This window comes from Streptomyces sp. 549 (assembly GCF_030124175.1).
Classification (GTDB): Bacteria; Actinomycetota; Actinomycetes; order Streptomycetales; family Streptomycetaceae; genus Streptomyces.
Genome location: NZ_JASKMT010000002.1, coordinates 1 through 18,326 on the forward strand (window position 1 = coordinate 1; position 18,326 = coordinate 18,326).

Genomic DNA, 18,326 nt, shown 5'->3' on the forward strand with positions numbered 1-18,326 from the left:
CCTGAACCGTCCGCCCCCGAACCGCCCGAGCCCGACCCGTCCGCCCCCGACCCCTCCGCCCCGCGTGCCGGGAGCGGGTCCGCCCCGGCTGTGGCCCGGTGGCCGCTGCACGCGGACGTCACCGGATTCACCACGCTGACGCTGGACGCCGTACCGGGCACCACGCTGGCGGTGGTCGGACCGAACGGCGCCGGCAAGACGACGCTGCTGCGGGCGCTGCTCGGGCTGACGCCCCGGGCGCGGGCCGACCTGCGGCTCGGTGACCTGGAAGCGGGCGCGCTGCCGCCGCACCGGCGGCAGGTCGCCTGGGTGCCGCAGGACGGGGCGTTGTTCCCGCACCTGTCGGCGCTGGCCAACACCGCCTACGGGCTGCGGGCGCGCGGCGTCCGCCGGGCCGAGGCGGTGCGGTCCGCGCAGGACTGGCTGGACCGGCTGGGTGTGGGGCACCTGGCGCGGCGGCGGCCCGCCCAGCTCTCCGGCGGCCAGGCGCAGCGCGTGGCCCTGGCGCGGGCGCTGGCGGCCCGGCCGCGGCTGCTGCTGCTGGACGAGCCGCTGGCCGCGCTCGACCAGACGACCCGTGCCCGGGTGCGGCACACGCTGCGCACCCACCTCGCCGACTTCGGCGGCGTCTGCGTGCTGGTGACGCATGACCCGGTCGAGGCGGTGTCGCTCGCCGACCGGGTTCTGGTGCTGGAGGAGGGCCGCCTGGTACAGGACGCACCGCCGCAGGACGTCGCCCGGCATCCGCGGTCGCCGTGGGTGGCGCGCATGTTGGGCCGCAACGCCTGGCCGGGCACCACCACCGAAGGCGGACTGGACCCGGCGGACGGCGGCCGGCTGGTCGCCGCCGACCCGCTGCCCCCGCACGGGGAGGCGCTGGCGGTGTTCCCGCCGGAGGCGGTGTCCCTGCACCGGGAGCGCCCCGCGGGCAGCCCGCGCAACGTGTGGCCGGGCACGGTGCGGGAGATCGTCGCGGTGGGCAGCCGGATGCGGGTGCTGGTGGCCTCCGGCTCGGCCCCGGACCTGGTGGCCGAGATCACCCCGCAGTCCGCCGCCGAACTGGGCCTGGCCGAGGGCGTCGCGGTGTGGAGCAGCGTGAAGGCAACCGAGGTGACCCTCGTCCCGCAGTGACCCCCGGCCCACCACCCCCACCGGGCTCACCACCCCCACCGGGCTCACCACTCCCTCCGGAAGGCACCCGAAGCCCCGCTCGTCCCCGCCGTGGCGCTCCCGCGCGGTGCGGTCAGCGGAACCGGGCGGTGCCGCTGCGGGATTGGCCGTCCGAACCGCTGGGCCGGGCGCTGTTCGGCGGCCATAATCAGCGCATGTCTTCAGTGCAGGAGAGTTCTCAGACCGGCCCCGGCCGGCCCCGCGCGGCCGTGGCGGCCCGCTACGTCCAGGACGGCGCCTACGTCGTGGTGGTGGAAGGGGAGCTCGACCTCGACACGGTCGAGGTGCTGCGCGCGGCGTTCGACGACCCCGAACGGCAGGGCAGCGTGTGCACGGTGGCCGACGTGTCCGGCGTCACCTTCGCCGACTCGACGGCTCTGAACGTCCTGCTCCAGGTGCACGCCGACCGCGACCTGCGCCTGGCCTCGCCGTCCGAGGGCGTGCGACGGCTGCTGCGGGTCAGCGGGGCGGACGCGGTGCTGCGCACCTACGCGTCCGTGCCCGAGGCGGTGGCCGACACCCCGCCCGCGCCGCCCATCGACCCCCCCGTCTGACCCACGACCCGACCCGACCCGACCCGACTCGGTCCGACACGACACGACACGACCGGTCCGACACGACCGGTCCGACACGACCGGCCCCTCGGCCCGGCCCCGCGGGCTTTCCGCGGGCATGACGCAGCCGCCCCGGGTGGTGGACCGCCTCAGATGAGGAGGTCCACCACCCGGGGCGGCGGTGTCTGTCGGCGGGGCCGGGCGTCCGGCAGGTCCCGGGGGTCCCCGGTTGGCCCGGGACGGTCCTGGCCGGTCAGCGATCTGTGAGCAGGCCCTTGCGCAGCTTGGTCAGGGTGCGGGTCAGCAGCCGTGAGATGTGCATCTGCGACAGGCCCAGTTCCTCGCCGATCTGCGACTGCGTCATCTCGGAGCCGAAGCGCATCTCCAGGATCTGCTGCTCCCGCGCGTCGAGCTGGGCGATCAGCGGCTGCAGGGCGTGCAGGTTCTCCACGCACTCCAGGGCCGGGTCGATCTCACCCAGCCGGTCGGCCACCGACGGGCCGGCGCTGCCGTCGCCGCTCTCGTCGGGAGTGGTGTCCAGCGAGCCGGCCGTGTAGCCGTTGCTGGCGACCAGCCCCTCGATGATCTCCTCTTCTTCGAGGTTCAGCCGCTCGGCCAGCTCCGCGGTCGTGGGCGCGCGGCCCAGCCGCTGGGACATGTCGTCCTGGGCCTTCGCCAGGTCTATGCGCAGCTCCTGCAGGCGGCGCGGCACGCGCACCGACCAGCTGGTGTCGCGGAAGAAGCGCTTGATCTCGCCCATGATGTACGGCACGGCGAAGGTGGTGAACTCCACCTCGCGGGACGGGTCGAAGCGGTCGATGGCCTTGATCAGGCCGATCGTGCCGACCTGCACGATGTCCTCGGTGTCGCCGGTGCGGTTGCGGAACTTGCGTGCCGCGTAGCGGACCAGGGTGAGGTTGATCTCGATCAGGGTGTTGCGCGCGTACTGGTACTCCGGAGTGCCCTCTTCCAGCGTCTGCAGCCGCGCGAGGAACAGCCGGGACATCTCCCTGGCGTCCTTCGGCGCGACCCGCTGGGTCTCCACCACCAGCGGAAGGTCCGTGCTGACCTCTTCGGTCGGGAGGTCCGCAGCGGGGACCTCAGCCGTTTCCGTTGCGTGCGGCGAGCGCAGGCCGGTGGATTCGGTGACGTTCACGAAGCCCTCCCAGGACGTTTGTCGGACGACAATCGCGTACCCGGGGACCCACCGCCTATGCAGTCCGCTGAAGAAAGATGCCGGTGTGGTGTGCGTCACGTCGGGCACGCGTACGTCACTGGACCTCCTTCCCCGTGTCGGCCCGCGCACTCGGAAGAATGACGCCGAATGCTCCGTGCCAGGTCAGAGGGGTGCTGGCTGATCATGGTGCGTCGGCTGTGCGCGGTCCGGGGCGTTCTGCGGCTCACCGGTGTGACCGGCGCCGTGGCCCGCGCTCTTCAGGTCACCGGCCTCAGCACCTACTGCACCGACCCGCCCGAAGCCGCCGAAGGACCCGCGGAGGGACCTGGCGGGCCCGGCCCGCGGGCCCGGTCTGACCCGCCCGCCGCGCGAGGGGCGGGATCGCCCCGGCGGGTCTAGCGTGGCACCAGACGGCCTGCCCGCCGGGGCGGCCACCGGGCGAAAGGGCGCGGTCATGTCCGGACGAGCCGAGGGTGTGCCCTGCTGGGCCGACGCGGTGCTGCCCGACCTGGAAGCGGGCAGGAAGTTCTACGGTGAGCTGTTCGGCTGGACGTTCCAGCAGGCCGCGCCTGAGTACGGCGGCTACACGCAGGCCGAGTCCGACGGCCGGCTGGTCGCGGCCCTGTCGCCGCCGATGCCCGGCGCTGACATGCCGGCCGCGTGGACGGTGTACCTCGCCTCCTCCGACGCCGACGCCGCCGCGGCCCGCATCACCGACCAGGGCGGGCAGGTGCTCCAGGAGCCGATGACGGTCGGCGACTTCGGGCGCATGCTGATCGCACAGCCGCCCGGCGGGGGCGTGTTCGGGGTATGGCAGCCCGGCACCCACCAGGGTTTCCAGCGGGAGGGCGAGCCGAACTCCTACATCTGGACCGAGGTCCTCACCCGCGAGCCAGAAGCGGTCGACACGTTCTTCGAGACCGTCTTCCCCTTCCGCGGCGCCCAACTGGACGACGACACGGTCGACTACCGCATCTGGGAGACCGACGGCGAGCAGGTCGCCGGCCGGATGCGCATGACGGACGAGTTCCCCGACGAACTCCCGGCCCACCTGGCCGTGTACTTCGCCGTGTCCGACTGCGACGCCGCGATCGAGACCGTCCGGCGGCTCGGCGGGACGGTCGAGTTCGGACCGGCGGACACACCGTACGGCCGGCTCGCCTCGGTGGCCGACCCGCAGGGCGCCCGCTTCCACGTCGTCGACCCCGCCACCACCGTCGGCGAGGCCCCGGCGACACGCTGACGGCCCCCGCACCGCCACCCGGCGGCGTCCGGAGGCGCCCGGCGGTGTCGCTGACCTGCCGGGCACCGCGGCCGCACCGGGCGGGACGGACCCGGGCCCGGCGGGAACGGCCGGTGAGAGCATGCGCCGCGATGTTTCGCAAGAGACCCCCGCGGGGCAGACACATGCCTTGTGCGCCCCTGCGGGGGTCAGTGCCATGGGCCGCAACCGACGAGGAGACGCCATGGACACCGCCCTGTCCGAATCCGACGCCGAGGACCACATCGGCGGGATCTGCTTCAAGACCGGCCCGCCGCGACGTGTCGGTGTCGAGCTGGAATGGCTCGTGCACGACCGTGACGACCCGACCGCCCAGGTGCCCGCCGCGCGACTCGACCCCGGCCTGGCACCCCTCTTCCACCCCGGAGCGCTGCCCGGCCGCGGCAGACTCACCCGGGAGCCCGGCGGACAGCTGGAACTCAGCTCGGCGCCCGGCGACTCCCTCACCGACTGCGTGTCCACCACCGCAGCCGACCTGGCCGTTCTCCGCGACACCCTCGCCCGCTCGGGCGTGGTGCTCGACGGCCAGGGACTCGACCCGTTCCGCACCCCGCCGCGGGTGCTCGACGACCCGCGCTACCGTGCGATGGAGGCCCACTTCGACCGGGAGGGGCCCTGGGGGCGCACGATGATGCGCGCCACCGCCGCCGTCCAGGTCAGCCTCGACGCCGGGGACGACTCCGACGGCCCCACCGGCTACCGGCACCGCTGGCGGCTGGCCCACCGGCTGGGGCCGGTCCTGGTCGCCGCGTTCGCCAACTCGCCGCTGTGGCGTGGCCGCCCCACCGGTTGGGTCTCCACCCGGCAGCGCGTCTGGGCAGACACCGACCCGGCGCGCACCCGCCCGCCCGCACCGAACGGCGAACCCCGCACGGCGTGGACCCGCTACGCGCTGGACGCCCCGCTGCTGTGCCTGCGGCGGCACGCCGACGGGCCCGGCCCGGCCGACTGGACCGCGCCACCGCGCCTGACGTTCCGGTCCTGGCTGCGCGGCGGCTGCGCCGAGCGGCCGCCGACGGTCGCCGACCTCGACTACCACCTGGGCACGCTCTTCCCGCCCGTCCGGCCCCGCGGCTGGCTGGAGCTGCGGATGATCGACGCCCAGCCCGATGACGGCTGGATCGCCGCCACGGCCGTCACCAGCACCCTGCTCGACGACCCGCGGGCCGCCGACGCCGCGATGGCCGCCACCGAACCGCTCACCGGCGGCGACATCTGGCTGAGGGCCGCCCGCCACGGCCCCGCCGACCCGCTGCTCGGACCGGCGGTGCGCGAATGCGTCGCCGCGGCCGAGGCGGCCCTGGGCCGTACCGCCCCCGGCGGCGTGCCGCACCGTGCGGTCGCCGCCTTCGCCGAGCGCTACGCCGAGCGGGGCCGCTGCCCCGCCGACGACCGACTAGGAGCCCTGTGATGCCCCGGCAGGACCACCTCGGGACCCCCCGCCCCCACCACCCGGCACCCCCCGCCCCGGCCCCGACTCCCGCCCGCCCCCGCACCCCGGAGGCCGTCCGGGCCCGTGCGCACACCGCGCTGACCCGGGCCAGGGCCCGGACGCTGGGCCTGACCGACTGCCTCGACGAGGCGGAGCTGATGGCCCAGCACTCGCCGCTGATGTCCCCGCTCGCCTGGGACCTCGCGCACGTCGGCAACCAGGAGGAGATCTGGCTGCTGCGCGGAGCCGGCGGGCGGCCCCCGCTGCGGCCCGACCTGGACGCCGTCTACGACGCGTTCCGGACTCCGCGCGCCGACCGGCCCGCCCTGCCGATGCTGCCGCCCGACCAGGCCCGCGCCTACGTCGGCGAGGTGCGGGAGCGGGCCCTCGACGTGCTGGCCGGCGTGCCGCTTGAGGGTCCGCGGCTGTTCGACGGCGGGTTCGTCTTCGGCATGGTCGCCCAGCACGAGCAGCAGCACGACGAGACGATGCTCGCCACCCACCAGCTCCGCCGCGGCCCCGCGGTACTGGCCGACCCGCCGCCCCCGGCCGCGGACCCGGCCGGGCTGCCCGCCGAAGTGCTGGTCCCCGAGGGCCCGTCCACCATGGGCACGGACGACGACCCCTGGGCGCTGGACAACGAGCGGCCCGCGCACCGGCTGCGGCTGCCCGCCTTCTGGCTGGACTCCGCCCCCGTCACCTGCGGCGCCTACCGGCAGTTCGTCGAGGACGGCGGCTACCGGGACGCACGCTGGTGGCATCCCGACGGCTGGGCGCAGGTCCAGCGGACCGGCATGCAGGCGCCGCTCTTCTGGCGGCAGGAGGGCGGAGGCTGGCTGCGGCGCCGCTTCGGGCGGGTCGAGCCGGTGCCCGACGGGCAACCGGTGCTGCACGTCTCCTGGTACGAGGCCGACGCCTACGCCCGCTGGGCCGGGCGGCGGCTGCCCACCGAGGCGGAGTGGGAGAAGGCCGCCCGCCACGACCCGGCCACCGGCCGCGACCTGCGCTACCCGTGGGGCGACGCCGAGCCGGGCGCTGAGCACGCGAACCTCGGCCAGCGCCACCTGCAACCCGCACCGGCCGGCGCCTACCCGGCGGGCCGCGCGCCCTGCGGCGCGGGGCAGCTGCTCGGTGACGTCTGGGAGTGGACGTCCTCCGACTTCGCGCCCTACCCGGGGTTCGAGTCCTTCCCCTACCGGGAGTACTCGCAGGTGTTCTTCGGCGCCGGTTCCGGCCCGGAGGGCTACAAGGTGCTGCGCGGCGGCTCGTTCGGCACCGACCCCGTCGCCTGCCGGGCCACGTTCCGCAACTGGGACCACCCGGTCCGGCGCCAGATCTTCGCCGGGTTCCGCACCTGCCGTTCCGCAGGGGCCGCCTGATGTGCCGCCACCTCGCCTACCTCGGTCCGCCGGTGGCGCTGGCCGACGTGGTCACCGGCCCGGCCGGCGGGCTCTACGAGCAGTCCTGGGCGCCGCGCAGGCAGCGGTACGGCACAGTCAACGCGGACGGCTTCGGCATCGGCTGGTACCCCCGCCCCGATCCCGCCGCACGCCCCGATCCCGCCGCCCGCCCCGACCCCGCCGCACGCCCCGACCCCGCCACCGATCCCGACCCCGCCACCGATCCCGACCCCGCCACCGGTCCCTCCGCACGCCCGTCCGGGCACCCTGCCCACCGTGGGGACCACCGCGCCGCCGGCCGTCCGGCCCGCTACCGGCGGGCGGTCCCGATCTGGGCCGACGCCAACCTGCCCGACCTGGCCCGCGCCCTGCGGAGCACCGCGGTGCTGGCCGCGGTCCGCGACGCCACGCCCGGCACCAGCCAGGACGAGGCCGCAGCCGCACCCTTCGCCGGGGACCGCTGGCTGTTCAGCCACAACGGCGCGATACCCGACTGGGAGCGGCTGCCCGCCGACCTGGGTCTCACCGTGGACCCGGCCGAACTGCTCGGCCTGGAGGCCCGATGCGACTCGGCGCTGCTGTGGGCGCTGGTGCTGAGGGACCTGCGTGCGGGCGAGCCGGCCGGGGACGTGCTCGCAGGTCTCACCCGGCGGATCTCCGCCGTGCGCCCCGGCGCCCGGCTGAACCTGCTGCTCACCGACGGCGCCACCGTCACCGCCACCCGCTGCGGCGACACACTCTGGTACCGCGCCCCCACCACCGCCGGGCACGTGCCCGGCACCCCGACGCGGCTTCCGGCCGGCTCGTTGCCGGACCCCCGCGGGGGCACCGCGTCCGGAGGAGTGCTCGTCGCCTCCGAACCGGACACCGGGCCAGGCTGGCAGGAAGTGCCCGACGGCTCCCTGCTGACCGCCACCCCCACCGCCGTACGCACGCTCGCGCTGGCGCCGGCCCGCGCAGCCGTCGAGAGGACCCGCCCCGCATGACCGCACACTTCACCCTCGACCACCGGCTGCCGCCCGGCCACTTCGCGGACGCGCTGCGCTCAGACGTGCTGAAGGGGCTCACCGCCCGGCCCAGGACACTGCCGCCCAAGTGGTTCTACGACGGGCGCGGCAGTGCGCTCTTCGAGGAGATCACCACGCTGCCCGAGTACTACCCGACCCGTGCCGAGCAGCAGATCCTCCAGGACCGGGCGGCGGAGATCGCCGACACCGCGGGACGGGTGCGGACCCTGGCCGAGCTGGGCTCCGGCTCCTCCCGCAAGACCCGGCTGCTGCTGGACGCGCTGCGCCAGCGGTCCGGCCTGGAGTGCTACGCGCCGCTGGACGTCAGCGAGGACGCACTCGCCGAGGCCGGGGCGTCGCTCGTCGCCGACTACCCGGACCTGCGCGTCGCGGCGGCCGTCACCGACTACGAGACGGACCTGACGCTGCCCGCCGACGGGCCGGTGCTGGTGGCGTTCCTCGGCGGCACCCTGGGCAACCTGGACGCCGGCGCCCGGCGCTCCTTCTACGGCGCGCTTCGGGGGCAGCTCGGCGCGGACGACGCCGTGCTGCTGGGCGTGGACCTGGTGAAGCCGCCCGAGGTGCTGGTGCCGGCCTACGACGACTCGCAGGGCGTGACGGCGGAGTTCAACAAGAACGTGCTGCGGGTGCTCAACCGGGAACTCGGCGCCGACTTCGACCCGGACGCGTTCACCCATGTGGCGCTGTGGAACGAGGCCGAGTCCCGCATCGAGATGCGGCTGCGGTCCCGGGCGCGCCAGTCGGTGCGGCTGCCCGCCCTGGACCTCGACGTGGAGTTCGAGCGCGGTGAGGAGCTGCGGACCGAGATCTCGGTGAAGTTCCGCGAGGCCGAACTCACCGCCGAACTCGCCGGGTCGGGCTTCGCCGTCTCGCACTGGTGGACGGACCGGGCCGACCGGTTCGCGGTGCTGCTGGCCCGTCCCGTCTGACCCGCTGCCAGGACCCGGCCGGACCTCACCCGTTCGGCCGGGTCCCGGCGGGTGCGGGACCGGGGCCGGGACCGGGGGAGGGACCGCGCCCGGACCGGGGCTCGTCCCATCGGCCGTCACCCGAACGGGTGCACGCGGCCGTTCGTCGCCCGAATGGCCCAGTTCAGGGCGACATGGCGCGCGTACCACCCGAATCTGGGATCAACAGGTACACCCGGGTCGGGGAGCGGGGCTTACCACGGCAGAGGTGGGAACCCGCTCGTAGGAGGTGCCGCATGCCGCAGGTACAGGTCTATGTGTCCGTTCCCCTGCCCGTCGACGAGGTGTTCTGGTTCCTCGCCGACGGGGCTAACCTTCCGCGCTGGCACTCCGGGGTGATGGAGATCCGCCCGGAGGATCCGGGCGGTCCGGTGTGGGGCGAGGGATGCACCTACCAGTACCGCTTCCCCGGACGGCACCGCGACTTCCGGCTGGCGTGCTGCGCCTACGAGCCCGGCAACCGGGTGGGTTTTGTCGGGGAGCGCATGTGGACCCCGCTGGGCACGCAGCTGCCGCGCTACGACTTCCGGGTGTGGCCGCAGGGCCGCGGCTGCCGGGTCGGCCTCCAGGTCACCAGCCACCTCGCCGGCGGCATGCTCGCGCTGTGGCCGGTGGTCGCCATGGGCTGGCGCCGCGACCTGCCCGAGGACGCCCAGCGGCTGCACGACGTGCTCACCGGCACGGAGGAGACCGCCGAGATCGGCTTCGAGCCCGGCTTCGCCTGCATCGAGGCCATCACCCCGCGCCCCCGCGCCCAGCACCGCCGCCCCACCCGCCGCTTCCGCCTCCCCGCCACCCACGTCTGACCGGCCACCTGGCCGACCTCCCGCCCGCACCCCGCACCGACGGGGGAGGGCCGGTCGGGCCCTGACGGGGACCACCGGCCCCTGCCGGTCGGACCCTCCGCCTCGCACGCTGGAATTGTCAGCGACCCGACGACGCGGAGGCCCTGCGATGGCCCGCTACATCCTCGACTTCTCCGAGGGAACCAAGGACATGGCGGCCCTGCTCGGCGGGAAGGGCGCCAACCTCGCCGAGATGACGCGCATGGGACTGCCCGTGCCGCCCGGCTTCACCGTCACCACCGAGGCCTGCCGGGCCTACCTGGAGTCCGGCACGGAGCCGGAGGAGCTGGCCGGGGAGCTGGCCGACCGGCTCGCCGCGCTGGAGGACGCGGCCGGGCGCCGCCTCGGCGACGCCGACGACCCGCTGCTGCTCTCGGTACGGTCCGGGGCGCGCTTCTCCATGCCCGGCATGATGGAGACGGTGCTCGACATCGGGCTCAACGACACCACGGTGACCGCGCTGGCCAGGCACTCCGGCGACACCTGGTTCGCGTACGACTGCTACCGGCGGCTGCTCCAGATGTTCGGCGCCACCGTGCTCGGCATCGACGCCCAGGAGTTCGCCCGGGTCCGGGAGACCGAGCACGACCCCGAGGCACAGGTCACCGCGTTCAAGCGGCTGATCCGCGAGCACAGCGGTGCCGACTTCCCGCAGGACCCGGCGGAACAGCTCCGGCGGGCCGTGCACGCCGTCTTCGGCTCGTGGAACGGCGAGCGCGCCCGGGTCTACCGCAGGCGCGAGCACATCCCCGACGATCTGGGCACCGCGGTCAACGTGCAGATGATGGTCTTCGGCAACCTCGGTGCAGACTCCGGCAGCGGGGTGGCCTTCACCCGCGACCCGGCCACCGGCCGGCCCGGCGTGTACGGCGACTACCTGCCGTCCGCGCAGGGCGAGGACGTCGTCTCCGGCAGCCACAACGCGCTACCGGTGCGGGAGCTGGAACGGCTCGACCCGGCCGCCTGGGACCGGCTGCGGTCCTGCCTGGAACTGCTGGAGGACCGCTACCGCGACCTCTGCGACGTGGAGTTCACCGTCGAGCGCGGCACCTTGTGGATGCTCCAGACCCGGGTCGGCAAGCGCACCCCGGAGGCCGCGTTCCGCATCGCCGGGCAACTGGTCGACGAGGGCCGCGTCAGTGAGGACGAGGCCCTGGGCAGGCTGAGCGGCGCCGCGCTGGGCCGGCTGATGTTCCCGCGCTTCACCCACGAGGGCACCGCCCCGGTGCTGGCGCGCGGCGTGCCCGCCTCGCCCGGCGCAGCGGTCGGCGCCGTGGTCTTCGACTCGGCGACCGCGGTGCGCCGCGCGGCCGGCGGCGAGGCCGTCGTCCTGGTCCGGCAGGAGACCAACCCCGACGACCTGCCCGGCATGATCGCCGCACGGGCGGTGCTGACCAGCCGCGGCGGCAAGACCAGCCACGCCGCGGTCGTGGCCCGCGGCATGGGCCGGGTCTGCGTCTGCGGGGCCGAGTCGCTGAGGGTGGACGAGGACGCGCGCCGCTTCACCACCTTCGACGGGACCGTGGTGGAGGAGGGCACGGTGGTCTCCGTGGACGGCACCGCCGGCACCGTGCACCTGGGAGCCCTGCCGCTCACCGACTCCCCGCTCGTCCGCTCCTTCGACGCACCCCGAGCGGCTGCCGAAGCCGGGACCGCCGACGCCCGGACTGCCGCCCCCGACACCGGCACCGGTACGGACTCCGGCAGCGACACGGACGCCGACGCGGAGGCGCTGACCGTTCGGTCCGTGCACCGCTTGCTGGGCCGGGCGGACGCAGTGCGCCGGCTGGAGGTCCGCGCCAACGCCGACACCCCCGAGGACGCGGCGCTGGCCCGCCGGTTCGGCGCCCAGGGCATCGGGCTGTGCCGGACCGAGCACATGTTCCTCGGCGAACGCCGCCAACTCGTCGAGGCACTGCTGACGGCTTCCGACGACAACGCCCGCAAGACGGCGCTGGAGGCCCTGCTGCCTCCGCAGCGGGCCGACTTCACCGGCATTCTCGAAGCGATGGACGGCCTTCCCGTCACCATCCGGCTGCTCGACCCGCCGCTGCACGAGTTCCTGCCCGGCCGTTCGGTCGAGCAGAACCCGATGCTGGGCCTGCGCGGGGTCCGCCTGGGCCTGACCGTGCCGGGCCTGATGGCCCTCCAGGCCAGGGCCATCGCGGAGGCCGTGGCGGAGCGCCGCCGGGCGGGCGGTGACCCGCGTGCGGAGATCATGATCCCGCTGGTCGCGACCGTGCGGGAGTTCACCCTGGCCCGCGCGGAGGTGGAGCGGGTGCTCGCGGAGGTGACCGCGAGCACCGGCATCGACGTGAGCTGCCCCGTCGGGACCATGATCGAACTGCCGCGCGCCGCTCTCACCGCCGGGCGGATCGCCGCGGAGGCCGACTTCTTCTCCTTCGGCACGAACGACCTGACGCAGACCACCTGGGGCTTCTCCCGGGACGACGCGGAGAGCTCCTTCCTGCCGGAGTACCTGGCGCAGAACGTGCTTGCCGTGTCCCCGTTCGAGACCGTCGACGAGGAGGGCGTGGGCCGCCTGATCGGCCTGGCCGTCACGGAGGGACGCGAAGCCAGGCCCGGCCTGGAGACCGGCGTCTGCGGTGAGCACGGCGGCGACCCCGAGTCGGTGCACGTCTTCCACCGCCTCGGCCTGGACTACGTGTCCTGCTCGCCGTACCGGGTGCCGGTCGCCCGACTGGAGGCCGGCCGGGCCGCCCTGGCTGGGCCGGCGCGGGCGGAGGTGGGGACATGAACGGGCACGGCATGAACGGGCAGGGCGTGAGCGGGCCCGGCACGAGCGGGCAGGGCGTGAACACCCGCAGACTGGTCGGCTGGCGGTGGCGGCGCAACCCGCTGCGGCGCCCCTCCGACGTCCTGGAGGCGTGGGTGGCGCTGCTGACGGCCGTGCTGCTGGTCGTGGGCACGGCCACGGCGGCGGTGATGATGTTCCTGTCGGTCACCCAGCAGCTCGCCGCGCAGCGCTACGAGCACCGCCCGGTCGCCGCGGTGCTGCTGGAGCCCTCCGACCCGGCGGTCGCGCCGCCCTCCGAGGGCGGCGGTCCCGGCGCCCGGGTGCACGCCGAGGTGCGGTGGACGGACGGCAGCGGGGTGCCGCGCACCGCGCGCACCCTGGTGGAGCCCGGACGGCCCGCAGGCAGCCACGTCACGCTGTGGGTCGACGGCGGCGACCGGTTCGTACCGGAGCCGCCGAGCCCGGGGGAGGCTGTCGGGCAGGGCGCGATGACGGCGGTGCTGGCCGCCTCCCTGGTGGGTGCCGCGGTGGTGGCGCTGCGGCACGGCGCGGTCGCGCTCATCGACCGGCGGCGGGCGCGGCAGTGGGAGTTCGAGTGGGCCGAGCTGGGCCCGTGGTGGCAGGAGGGCGCCACGGGCAGGGGTCCGGCGCCCGGCCCGCCGGGACCGGCGGACACACCGCCGCCCGGACCTGCCGCGTCCCCCGGCTCGGCGTCCCCCGGCGCGGTCGCCCCCGGCGGCCCGGACGGACCGCCGCCGGGCCCGTCCGGCCGGTAGAGCCGTGCCTCCGGGGCCGTCCCTGCCCGTACCGACAGCCCGCCCGGGGTGACGCGCGGCCGGGCGTTCCATCGCTGGGTGTTCCGGCGCTGGGTGTTCCGGTGTCCGGCACTCCCGCAACGGGCTGCGCGATCACGCCGGTTGGCCTCCGGCAGGGCCAACCGGCTACAGAGAGAGGGACGTTCGGCGGACGGGCAGGGCCTGTTGTGCCCCTGCTCGGTGTTCCCCGTGCGCGGGATCGTGTACATGCCGAACCGGACGACCGGGCGGCGGGCATCCACGGAGGGAACGCTCATGACGCTGCACCGGCAACAGAACCCGACCGCACCCACCACCACCGGCCTCGCGGAGACGCCGACCGCTGCCGGGAGGGCCCTGGCGGCGCTCCGCCTCCTGATGGGCTTCCTGTTCCTCTGGGCGTTCTTCGACAAGGTCTTCGGCTGGGGCTACGCCACCACGTCCGAGCGGGCCTGGATCAACGGGGGGTCACCCACGCAGGGTTACCTGGGCCAGGTCAAGGTCGGCCCCCTGGAGTCCACGTTCCACTCCTGGGCCGGCACCGCCTGGGCGGACTGGCTGTTCATGCTGGGCCTGCTCGCGATCGGCACCGCGCTGGTCGCCGGGGTCGCCCTGCGGCTCGCCGCCGCCTCGGGCACGCTGATGATGGCGCTGATGTGGGTGGCGGAGTGGCCGCCGGCCCGCGAGCTGTCCGACGGCACCCCGAGCATGTCGGTCAACCCGCTCGTGGAGTACCACGTGATCTACGCGGCGGTCCTGGTCGTGCTGGCGCTGACCGCCGCGGGCGGGGTCTGGGGACTGGGCCGCGCCTGGGCCCGGCTGCCGCTCGTCGCCCGCACCCCCTGGCTGCGGTGACCCGCTCCGCGGCGACCCGCACCCGCACCGGCCGACCGGCCCCTGGAAGGGCCGGTCGGCCCCTGCTGCCGGCGGCTCCGGCGGACGAACCTGGACGGACAGCCGGGCGGACCGCGTGCCGCTCCGGTGGGGCCGGCGAGGTGCCGGGCCACGGAAGGCGGCGCGACAGCCGCCGCCCCGTCCGTCGGAGGACAGCATGGCGCACGTCGGTCCGGACCCCGCCGCGCAGTTGCCGCGGGCGGACCGCGGCGCCACGGCACCGGTGCCCGCCCGGCTACGCGCCCGGACACCCGGGCTGCGGGTGGCGGGCGGCTCGGTGACCGTGCTCGACCCGGTCACCGGTGGGCGGCCCGGCCGCTCCGTCGCCACCGCCGTCTTCACCGCCGCCGTCTCCGACCCGACCCGGCCCGGTGCGGCCGTCTGGGCCGACCCGGTCGCCCGCCACCTGTCCCGGGTGCGCGGCTGACCCCGCGCCCGCACGGGGACGACCCGGCCCGCGCGGGTACCCGGCGGGCCACCGCCGCGCGCCGCGACCGCGGCCCGCCGAGAGGAGTAAACGTGGTGGGAGCGACACCGGCCGACCCGCGATCGACCGGCGAGGACACCGCCGTCCCGGGCGCGCGACTGCGCACGGTACGGGCGGTGGTGTTCGACACCGACGGCGTCATCACCGACTCCGCCCGGCTGCACGCCGCCGCCTGGAAGCAGGCGTTCGACCACTTCCTGCGGGAGCAGGCCGACCGGGCCGACCACCCCGCCGCCCACCCCGGCAGGGGAGGCGCCGACCACCCCGCCCGGAGGGAGCCCGCCCAGGACGGACGGGACGCCTTCCGTCCGTTCGACGTCCGGGCCGACTACCTGCGGTACGTCGACGGCAAGTCCCGCCTGGACGGCGCCGCGGACTTCCTGGCCTCCCGAGGGCTTCACCTGCCGCCGGAGACCGTGGCTGCCGTGGCCGGGGCCAAGGACCGCCTGTTCACCGCGGCGCTGGCCGAGGGCGGCAGCCGTGCCGTACCGGCCTACCCGGGCACGGTCCGGCTGCTGCGCGCCCTGCACCGCGCCGGAGTGCCGTGCGCGGCGGTGTCCGCGTCCCGGCACGCCCGGGACCTGCTGTGCCGGGCCGATGTGCTCGACCTGCTGGTCACCGTCGTGGACGGCAACGAGGCCGCCCGCCTGGGCCTGCCCGGCAAACCCGATCCGGCGCTGTTCGAGGAGGCCGCCCGACGGCTCGGTTCGCCGGCCCGGGAGACCGCGGTCGTCGAGGACGCGCTGGCCGGGGTCGAGGCAGGCCGGCGCGGCGGCTTCGGTTTGGTGGTCGGCGTGTACCGCGCTGACCGCGACCCCGCCCACCCGGCCGACCCCGCCGACCCGCCCGCCGGTCCCGCCGGGGACCCCGACACCGGCGGGGGCGCCGCCGCCCTGCACGAGCACGGCGCCGACCTGGTGGTCACCGACCTCGCCGAGCTGCTGGACGAGACCGCCGGAGCCGCGCACGCCAAGAACGCGCACGCCGAAGAAGCTGACCGGCACAGGAACAGGAACGCGCACACCGAGGACGAAGGGGGACCGGCATGACCGACTGGCTGTGGGAGTACGAGGGGTACCGGCCCGAGGAGGAACGCCTGCGGGAGGCGCTGTGCACGGTCGGCAACGGCGTCTTCGCCACCAGGGGTGCCGCGCCCGAGGCCACCGCGTCCGACGCCCACTACCCGGGGACGTACGCCGCCGGGTGCTACAACCGGCTGGTCTCGGAGGTGGCGGGCCGGCAGGTGGAGAACGAGGACGCGGTCAACCTGCCCAACTGGCTTCCGCTGCGCTTCCGCACGCACTCCGACGAGCCGTGGTGGACACCCGACGCGGACGCGCCGCTGGAGTACCGCCAGACGCTCGACCTGCGGGCCGGCACGCTGTCCCGCACGATGCTGGTCCAGGACCGCGAGGGGCGTCGGCTCCGCGTCCGGCAGTGCCGGCTCGTCCACCTCGGCGACCCCCATCTGGCGGCGCTGCGCACCACGTTCACCGCCGAGGGCTGGTCCGGTTCGGTCGAGGTCGAGTCGGCACTCGACGGGGACGTGCGCAACGAGGGCGTGGCCCGGTACCGGGCGCTGGCCGGGCAGCACCTCACCGGCCTGAGCACCGGGGTGACGGCGGACGGTGACGTGTGGCTGCGCTGCCGCACCACGCAGTCGGCGATCACGGTGGCGCTGGCCGCCCGCACCCGCGTGTCGGTCGACACCGCCACCACCGGCACCGACCTCGGTGAGAGCCGCGCGTCGACCCTGCTGACCGTGCCGCTCGCCGACGGCGTGCCCGCGAGCGTCGACAAGACCGTGGCGCTGCACACCTCCAGGGACCGGGCGATCAGCGACCCGCTGCACGCCGCGAGGGACCGCGTCGCCCGCGCCGCGGAGTTCCCCGTGCTGCTCTCCTCCCACCGCCACGCGTGGGACCGGGTGTGGCGGCGGACCGAGCTGTCGGTGCCGGGGGAGGCGGGCCGCATCCTGCGGCTGCACCTGTTCCACGTGCTGCAGACGCTGTCGCCGCACACGGCCGGACTGGACGCGGGTGTGCCCGCCCGCGGTCTGCACGGCGAGGCGTACCGGGGGCACGTCTTCTGGGACGAGCTGTTCGTGCTGCCGTTCCTCAACCTGCACCTGCCGGAGGTCTCCCGGGCGCTGCTGAGCTACCGGCACCGACGGCTGCCCGCCGCCTGCCGCGCGGCGGACGACGCGGGGCGCAGGGGGGCGATGTTCCCGTGGCAGAGCGGCAGCGACGGGCGCGAGGAGACGCAGACCCTGCACCTGAACCCGCGCTCCGGCCGCTGGCTCCCCGACCACTCCCACCTCCAGCACCACGTGGGTTCCGCGGTGGCGTACAACGTGTGGCAGTACTGCCAGGCCACCGGGGACACCGACTTCCTGCACGACGAGGGCGCCGAGACGCTGCTCCAGGTCGCACGGTTCTGGGCGGACGCCGCCACCTGGGACGCGGGGGAGGGCCGCTACCGCATCAGGGGGGTGGTCGGCCCGGACGAGTACCACGAGGCGTACCCGCTCGCCGACACCCCCGGCATCGACGACAACGCCTACACCAACGTCACCGCGGCCTGGGTGCTGGCCCGCGCGCTGGAACTGATGCGCAACCTGCCCGCGCCGCGGTTGGCGGAACTGACCGAGCAGCTCGCGCTGGACACGGCGGAACGGGACCGCTGGGAGGACGTCTCGCGCAAGCTGCGGGTGCCGTTCCACGCCGGGGTGATCAGCCAGTTCGAGGGCTACGGCGAGCTGGCCGAACTCGACTGGGACGCCTACCGGGATCGCTACGGCGACATCCGCCGCATGGACCGCATCCTGGAGTCCGAGGGCGACAGCGTCAACCACTACCAGGTCTCCAAGCAGGCCGACGCCCTGATGCTCGGCTACCTCTTCTCCCCGGCCGAACTGACCGCGCTGTTCCGGCGGTTGGGCTACCCGATGGACGACGCGCTGTGGCAGCGCACGGTGGACCACTACCTGCGGCGCACCAGCCACGGCTCGACGCTCAGCGGGCTGGTGCACGCCTGGGTGCTGGCCAGGGCGCGGCGGCCGGGGGCGTGGGAGTTCGCCCAGGAGGCGCTGCGCGGCGACGTCGCGGACATCCAGGGCGGCACCACCGAGGAGGGCATCCACCTGGGCGCGATGGCCGGGACGCTGGACCTGGTGCAGCGCGGCCTGACCGGCCTGGAGGCCCGCGAGGACGCCCTGTGGCTCGACCCGGCGCCGCTGCCGGAACTTTCCGGGTTCGGCTTCTCGGTGCGCTACCGCGGCTACTGGGGTGTGCGCATCCAACTGCGGGACGGAACTCTGCACGTGGGCCTGCCGCGCTCGGCCCAGGCACCGGTCCACTTCGTCGTCCCGGGCCGCACGTTCACCGTGCCGCCGGGCGAGTCCCGCCGCGTCGAACTGTCCGAGCCCGCGCCCGCGCCGACCGAGTCCCCGGCCGAGTCCCCGGTCCGCGAAGGACGGCTGACGGACGGGCTGGCGGACTGCTGACGGCGGGTGACGGACGGGACGGGCGACCGGCG

Annotated in this window: 15 protein-coding genes; 14 read left to right on the top strand and 1 reads right to left on the bottom strand. The window is 75.3% G+C overall.

Annotation, left to right across the window (positions count from 1 at the left end):
- Together QNO07_RS02060 and QNO07_RS02065 are read left to right on the top strand one after the other, a co-directional pair.
- Positions 1 to 1,131, top strand: a 1,131-nt coding sequence (locus QNO07_RS02060; RefSeq protein WP_283989614.1) for an ABC transporter ATP-binding protein, incomplete at its 5' end; no start/stop codon positions are given.
- Positions 1,132 to 1,325: 194 nt separating this feature from the next.
- Complete coding sequence (locus QNO07_RS02065; protein ID WP_283989615.1) at positions 1,326 to 1,724, top strand: STAS domain-containing protein; 399 nt, start codon at positions 1,326 to 1,328, stop codon at positions 1,722 to 1,724.
- 253 nt (positions 1,725 to 1,977) lie between these two features.
- Here QNO07_RS02065 and QNO07_RS02070 read toward each other — a convergent pair whose 3' ends face one another.
- A complete protein-coding gene (locus QNO07_RS02070) occupies positions 1,978 to 2,880 on the bottom strand; it encodes an RNA polymerase sigma factor SigF (RefSeq protein ID WP_502961753.1) in 903 nt (300 codons plus the stop codon).
- 475 nt (positions 2,881 to 3,355) lie between these two features.
- Between QNO07_RS02070 and QNO07_RS02075 the strand changes: the two genes are divergently transcribed.
- The 12 genes from QNO07_RS02075 (at position 3,356) to QNO07_RS02130 (ending at position 18,294) form a co-directional block, all read left to right on the top strand.
- Positions 3,356 to 4,144: a VOC family protein gene (locus tag QNO07_RS02075; RefSeq protein WP_283989616.1), complete on the top strand. Its 789-nt coding sequence runs from the start codon at positions 3,356 to 3,358 to the stop codon at positions 4,142 to 4,144.
- Positions 4,145 to 4,367: 223 nt separating this feature from the next.
- Entirely contained in the window at positions 4,368 to 5,594 is a 1,227-nt protein-coding gene (egtA, locus tag QNO07_RS02080; protein ID WP_283989617.1) for an ergothioneine biosynthesis glutamate--cysteine ligase EgtA, read from the top strand.
- Entirely contained in the window at positions 5,594 to 6,994 is a 1,401-nt protein-coding gene (gene egtB, locus QNO07_RS02085) for an ergothioneine biosynthesis protein EgtB (RefSeq protein WP_283989618.1), read from the top strand. Before egtA ends, egtB begins: the two co-directional genes overlap by 1 nt.
- Positions 6,994 to 8,001, top strand: a complete 1,008-nt coding sequence (locus tag QNO07_RS02090; protein WP_283989619.1) for a class II glutamine amidotransferase — start codon at positions 6,994 to 6,996, stop codon at positions 7,999 to 8,001. Before egtB ends, QNO07_RS02090 begins: the two co-directional genes overlap by 1 nt.
- A complete protein-coding gene (gene egtD / locus QNO07_RS02095) occupies positions 7,998 to 8,972 on the top strand; it encodes an L-histidine N(alpha)-methyltransferase (protein ID WP_283989620.1) in 975 nt (324 codons plus the stop codon). The genes QNO07_RS02090 and egtD overlap by 4 nt, the downstream gene beginning before the upstream one ends.
- Before the next feature lie 275 nt (positions 8,973 to 9,247).
- Complete coding sequence (locus tag QNO07_RS02100; RefSeq protein ID WP_283989621.1) at positions 9,248 to 9,817, top strand: SRPBCC family protein; 570 nt, start codon at positions 9,248 to 9,250, stop codon at positions 9,815 to 9,817.
- Positions 9,818 to 9,965: 148 nt separating this feature from the next.
- Positions 9,966 to 12,614 (top strand): pyruvate, phosphate dikinase, encoded by a 2,649-nt coding sequence (locus QNO07_RS02105; RefSeq protein ID WP_283989622.1) that lies wholly within the window; start codon positions 9,966 to 9,968, stop codon positions 12,612 to 12,614.
- Positions 12,611 to 13,390 (top strand): Rv1733c family protein, encoded by a 780-nt coding sequence (locus tag QNO07_RS02110; protein ID WP_283989623.1) that lies wholly within the window; start codon positions 12,611 to 12,613, stop codon positions 13,388 to 13,390. Before QNO07_RS02105 ends, QNO07_RS02110 begins: the two co-directional genes overlap by 4 nt.
- Positions 13,391 to 13,684: 294 nt before the next feature.
- The gene (locus QNO07_RS02115; RefSeq protein WP_283989624.1) at positions 13,685 to 14,263 is read left to right on the top strand and encodes a DoxX family membrane protein; all 579 of its coding nucleotides are present in this window, start codon (positions 13,685 to 13,687) and stop codon (positions 14,261 to 14,263) included.
- A gap of 196 nt (positions 14,264 to 14,459) precedes the next feature.
- Complete coding sequence (locus QNO07_RS02120) at positions 14,460 to 14,729, top strand: hypothetical protein (protein ID WP_283989626.1); 270 nt, start codon at positions 14,460 to 14,462, stop codon at positions 14,727 to 14,729.
- Positions 14,730 to 14,821: 92 nt separating this feature from the next.
- A complete protein-coding gene (locus QNO07_RS02125) occupies positions 14,822 to 15,838 on the top strand; it encodes an HAD family hydrolase (protein ID WP_502961754.1) in 1,017 nt (338 codons plus the stop codon).
- Entirely contained in the window at positions 15,835 to 18,294 is a 2,460-nt protein-coding gene (locus QNO07_RS02130) for a glycoside hydrolase family 65 protein (RefSeq protein WP_283989627.1), read from the top strand. Before QNO07_RS02125 ends, QNO07_RS02130 begins: the two co-directional genes overlap by 4 nt.
- Positions 18,295 to 18,326: the final 32 nt, after the last annotated feature.